7 protein-coding genes are annotated in these 4,008 nt (G+C 53.1%); 2 read left to right on the top strand and 5 right to left on the bottom strand.

From position 1 onward, the window contains the following. Positions 1 to 256 precede the first annotated feature (256 nt). The 3 genes from AB4Z11_RS25590 to AB4Z11_RS25580 all read right to left on the bottom strand — a co-directional run bounded on the left by AB4Z11_RS25590 (position 257) and on the right by AB4Z11_RS25580 (position 2,057). A complete protein-coding gene (locus tag AB4Z11_RS25590; RefSeq protein ID WP_442028610.1) occupies positions 257 to 736 on the bottom strand; it encodes a WapI family immunity protein in 480 nt (159 codons plus the stop codon). A 481-nt stretch (positions 737 to 1,217) separates the two neighbouring features. Further along, positions 1,218 to 1,700 carry a hypothetical protein gene (locus tag AB4Z11_RS25585; protein WP_442028609.1) on the bottom strand — a complete coding sequence of 161 codons (483 nt, stop codon included), beginning with the start codon at positions 1,698 to 1,700 and terminating at the stop codon, positions 1,218 to 1,220. Between the two features lie 78 nt (positions 1,701 to 1,778). Next, positions 1,779 to 2,057: a hypothetical protein gene (locus AB4Z11_RS25580; RefSeq protein WP_442028607.1), complete on the bottom strand. Its 279-nt coding sequence runs from the start codon at positions 2,055 to 2,057 to the stop codon at positions 1,779 to 1,781. A gap of 222 nt (positions 2,058 to 2,279) precedes the next feature. On the opposite strand from AB4Z11_RS25580, the gene AB4Z11_RS25575 reads away from it, so the two are divergent. Beyond that, positions 2,280 to 2,600, top strand: coding sequence for an NINE protein (locus tag AB4Z11_RS25575; protein ID WP_442028606.1), 321 nt, complete (start codon positions 2,280 to 2,282; stop codon positions 2,598 to 2,600). Here the strand turns inward: AB4Z11_RS25575 and AB4Z11_RS25570 are convergent. Together AB4Z11_RS25570 and AB4Z11_RS25565 are read right to left on the bottom strand one after the other, a co-directional pair. Beyond that, positions 2,584 to 3,054 carry a GNAT family N-acetyltransferase gene (locus tag AB4Z11_RS25570; protein ID WP_442028605.1) on the bottom strand — a complete coding sequence of 157 codons (471 nt, stop codon included), beginning with the start codon at positions 3,052 to 3,054 and terminating at the stop codon, positions 2,584 to 2,586. The genes AB4Z11_RS25575 and AB4Z11_RS25570 overlap by 17 nt on opposite strands. A gap of 67 nt (positions 3,055 to 3,121) precedes the next feature. Continuing rightward, a complete protein-coding gene (locus AB4Z11_RS25565; protein ID WP_442028604.1) occupies positions 3,122 to 3,781 on the bottom strand; it encodes a glutathione S-transferase family protein in 660 nt (219 codons plus the stop codon). Positions 3,782 to 3,910: 129 nt separating this feature from the next. On the opposite strand from AB4Z11_RS25565, the gene AB4Z11_RS25560 reads away from it, so the two are divergent. After that, on the top strand, positions 3,911 to 4,008 hold a 98-nt coding region (locus AB4Z11_RS25560), incomplete at its 3' end, for a TA system antitoxin ParD family protein (protein WP_442028611.1).

Here is a 4,008-nt window from a genome sequence, read left to right as displayed (position 1 = left end):
CCTCCAAACAATTGCCTCCTGCTCCTTTGTGACAAGTTGCTGTGGTTTTTGCGGCAGGCCCTCGACACCGCTTAAACCCAACCAATATAGGCCCAGCGGCATCGCCAAAAATAGCGCAACGGTAATGCAGAAGGCTATCGACATGATCAAGCGAAATCGACGCATAACTCCTAATTTTTTAGTCCCGCGTTTGTCGGATACGCTGCTCGGCGACTGCTGCTGGCCGGATACGGAAGACCGCCGAAGTGTAAGGTCATCAACTTGCAATAGGCCGGACCTTCATCCCAGGATCGCGGATGGGGTACCTTTCAAGAATGACTTGGCACGAGTTGATGATTGCTGGCAGATACGACTGATCGATTTCATCCTCGTATTCGTGTGTCTCTTTATTGTGATCGGGGGTAACCGRAAGGCTGACGCCAATGTGGCCTCGAGCGGAGGCCGAAAACTCCACCGAAATATACGGCTCCATACATTTAAGTTCAGCTTTGCCGCTTAAAGACGAATACAACTTCTCACAACCAGCTAAAAAACCGCCAACTTCGTCARTGCGAAGACAAGAATTATTCTGAATTCGAACGGCAGAATGAGAGTAGTTGCAATAGGCTGTCACGCGGAGCCAGTTCCCATCCCAATAGTCGGGCGCGTCAGGAAACTGGCGCCCATGGATCCAAAGTCGCAGTCCACATATCGACAGGTCCGGCTCACCCAACTGCTCTAGTTCAAGAAAGTTCATGTCTCCGAGTATAAGCCTTTTGAAGTTCGGCGAGGCGCCCGCAATTTAAATTAACAAAGGGCTGCTAATGGCCGCTTACAGTCTCACGGGTCGCCATAGCAAAAGAACTCGCCCAAGCATAGCCAGAACAAGTCCCAGAATAAAATTAAAGAGCGGCGCGGCGATCAAGACCTCGCCGTGACTAACATTAACATGATGACCTGTGGCATCAAGTACCCACAGCACCCCATAGTAAAGCAAAAATCCTGAAATCACTCCCGCTAGAACGGACGCCGCGACAAAACGACTCGCAAAGACTTTCTTATTGCCACCACTCTTAATAGCTCTGCGCGATAAGAACAACGCTACCAGCACGAACCCGGCAGTGGCGCCAAACGTACAGTAATAAATTAAGTCTGACATATCCAAAATTTGGCTAACTGTCTACGCGGCAAGGGCCGCTTGTGGCCGTTCTCGACCATACCATAAAGCACTAACAATGCTAGAAGTCCGGAACAATGCTCTCACGCATATACGAACCAAACCAGCGTCCAACCGGATACGGCGGCATCGTCCCTAGTTTTTGCAAGCTGCTCAGATGATGACTAAGGCAGTTGACTGAGCCGGAAACCGCATTTCTTGAACAACCTTCGATTCGGCAAATTGAGGCAGTATCCGTGAACGCGCCCCGCATCAGGAAATCATGCATGAGAGCGGTGAAGATTAGGAGGTCGTCCGGTTGCACATAGACCTCTGATTCCCAGTCAGTGGACTCAGCGGGCGGCACCTTGAATAGATATTCGTCGTTGCCCCAATTCCACGCTCGACTACATTGCCAGAGCTGACCGCATGCCGCGCAATGATAGAGCTTGTGCTCACCGTCCGCATGCTTAGAAATGAGGGTTAACGACTTCTTCAATTCACGACTGTCTTTGATTCTTTTCGTTATAGCTGCGCGAAAAAGCTCTAAATCTTTGAACTGCACRCACAAGCACATTATGACAATCCTAGATACGTTTTGAACGGCGGCTTATGGCCGTTCTCCCTCACGTGGACGGTGACGTTAACGAGGTTCATCAATAGGTAGAATTCCCTTGATGGCGAGCTCCAGCTCATCGTCAAGGATTTCAGTTTCATCCGTGAAGCCCGACGCGATCCGCCGTTGCGCCTCGGGCACCACTAACCCCAATGCAATTTGCTGACGAATAAAGGTAGCCAACACGAAATTAGAAATTTCACCAACTGGTACCAACCAATTTTCGCGACAACGCTCAAAGAGACTCGAGTTGAAGCACGGCTCAATCCAAGGGCCAACGATATCTGCAACTGCTCTTTTTTCCATTTAAATCCACGTCATGTCAGTGACAAGGTCTCAGATGGCCGCTATTGGCCGGATACTGCCGGTGACTGATGAGCATGTCATTTCAGCAGGCCCCTTCGCCAACACATGCTACTAGAAAATTACCGATTGGTATCAAGTTTTTACATTGTGATAATTGGATAGTTTCCCTGAATTTAGAGCTGTTATGATTTTGAAATAACACCTACTGAAGGGATGTTGAGCATGAACACTGCGGTGAATTCGCAAATGGTTTTCTGTCGCGCTTGTGGTGCGCAGATGCATGTCAGCGCGCACGCTTGCCCGAGCTGCGGCGCGTCACAGGCGGCAAGCGAGTCGCAGAAGCGTATTCTTCCCGCGGCAATCCTGTGCTTCTTCCTGGGATTCCTGGGCGTTCACCGCTTCTATGTCGGAAAAGTCGGTACCGGCATTCTCCAGCTACTGACACTCGGTGGTTTTGGCATCTGGGCGCTGGTCGACTTTATTATGATTGTGGTCGGCTCTTTCCGTGACAATGACGGAAACCTCATCAATCAGTGGACTTGAGTTTAAAACCCTCGTGACTTGCGACAAAGCCCAGCCGCGTGTAAAAGCGGTGGGCTTCTGTCCTGCTCTTATCACTGGTCAACTGGATCAAAGCGCACTGGCGTTCGCGCGCCAGCGCAATCGCCTCGCTGATCAACCAGCTGCCTATCCCCTGTCCGCGCAAGCTGCTGTCAACGCGGACCGCCTCAATATTCGCCCGTAGCGCCCCGCGCCGGCTCAGGCCCGGAATGAAAGTCAGCTGCAGCATTGCTATGATGCGTCCCTCCAATTCGCCGATCAACAGGTATTGATTCGGATCGCTATCGATAGCGTGGAAGGCCCGAACGTAACAGGCATCGCTGCTGCCGACAGCCTCACGATTTTTGCCAAGGTCGTCATCGGCCAACAGCTCCAGCAACCGAGGCAAATCGCCAGATGTGGCGCGGCGGGTGCTCAACTTCGCGTAGTCAATCATTGATGGGGCTCGCCGTCTTTGTGAATATGATGGGCATTGTAGGCCGCTTGCCGGATTACGTGAATTGTCACGCAGCAGGTGAACTCGTCTTAAAGACCGCGAGCTGGGCCTCGAATGCGCGTTTGTAGGCCGGTCGGGCTTCGCCCCTGGTCACGTAGGCGGCGAGGTTTGGGTGCTCCGCCACCAAACCTGAGCCGGTTGCCGTCAATCGGATCAGTACCGAAATCATGAGCAAATCGGCGGCGCTAAACTGGCCGTCGAGCCATTCAGCATTGCCCAGATAGGCGGAAAGCTGCTTCAACCGCTCGCGGATGCGGTCTTCGACCGTGGGCAGGCGCTGCTGATACCAGCTTTCCTTGTTCTCGAACAGCACGCAATTTTGGCGCTCGACGATCGGCTGCTCCATCGTATTAAGCGCGGCAAACATCCAGGTAATGGCGCGCATCCGGGCGTTGGCATCGGAGGGCAGCAGGCCCTTGTGCTGCTCGGCGATGTGGAAAATGATCGCTCCCGATTCGAAAATGGCGAGGCCGTCTTGCTCGTAAGTGGGAATCTGGCCAAACGGGCTCAGCGCCAGGTGCGCGGGCTGCTTCATCGCTGCAAACGAGAGCAGACGCACGTCATAGGGCTGCCCTACCTCCTCCAGTGCCCAGCGGACGCGCATATCACGTGCCAAGCCGCGGCCGCGGTCGGGGGAGGATTCGAATGCGGTAATGGTGGGGTTCATGGAATCTCCTGTTGGTTGATACTGACACGACGCATGGCCAAGCCGGAAATCGACACATTCTCCGGCCACTTGCACAAGCGCACGGCTGAATATATGATTCGTATACGTTTCATATATTCAGGAAAACTCATGGGCATTGTGAACATCGACGACGAACTGCACGACCAGATCCGCAAGGCGAGCGCGGTTTCGTGCCGCTCGATTAACGCGCAGGCGGCGTTCTGGAT

Origin of the sequence: Pseudoduganella sp. RAF53_2 (assembly GCF_052113985.1) — a bacterium.
In the GTDB taxonomy this organism is placed as follows: Bacteria; Pseudomonadota; Gammaproteobacteria; order Burkholderiales; family Burkholderiaceae_D; genus Rugamonas.
Note: the sequence above shows the minus strand (reverse complement) of the source record. Positions and strands in the feature narration are given on the sequence as shown.

Bases quoted from the DNA above. Each gene is read 5' to 3' on its own strand.
- AB4Z11_RS25580 (WP_442028607.1), bottom strand. From the start codon at position 2,057: ATGGAAAAAAGAGCAGTTGCAGATATCGTTGGCCCTTGGATTGAGCCG.
- AB4Z11_RS25575 (WP_442028606.1), top strand. From the start codon at position 2,280: ATGAACACTGCGGTGAATTCGCAAATGGTTTTCTGTCGCGCTTGTGGT.
- AB4Z11_RS25570 (WP_442028605.1), bottom strand. From the start codon at position 3,054: ATGATTGACTACGCGAAGTTGAGCACCCGCCGCGCCACATCTGGCGAT.
- AB4Z11_RS25565 (WP_442028604.1), bottom strand. From the start codon at position 3,781: ATGAACCCCACCATTACCGCATTCGAATCCTCCCCCGACCGCGGCCGC.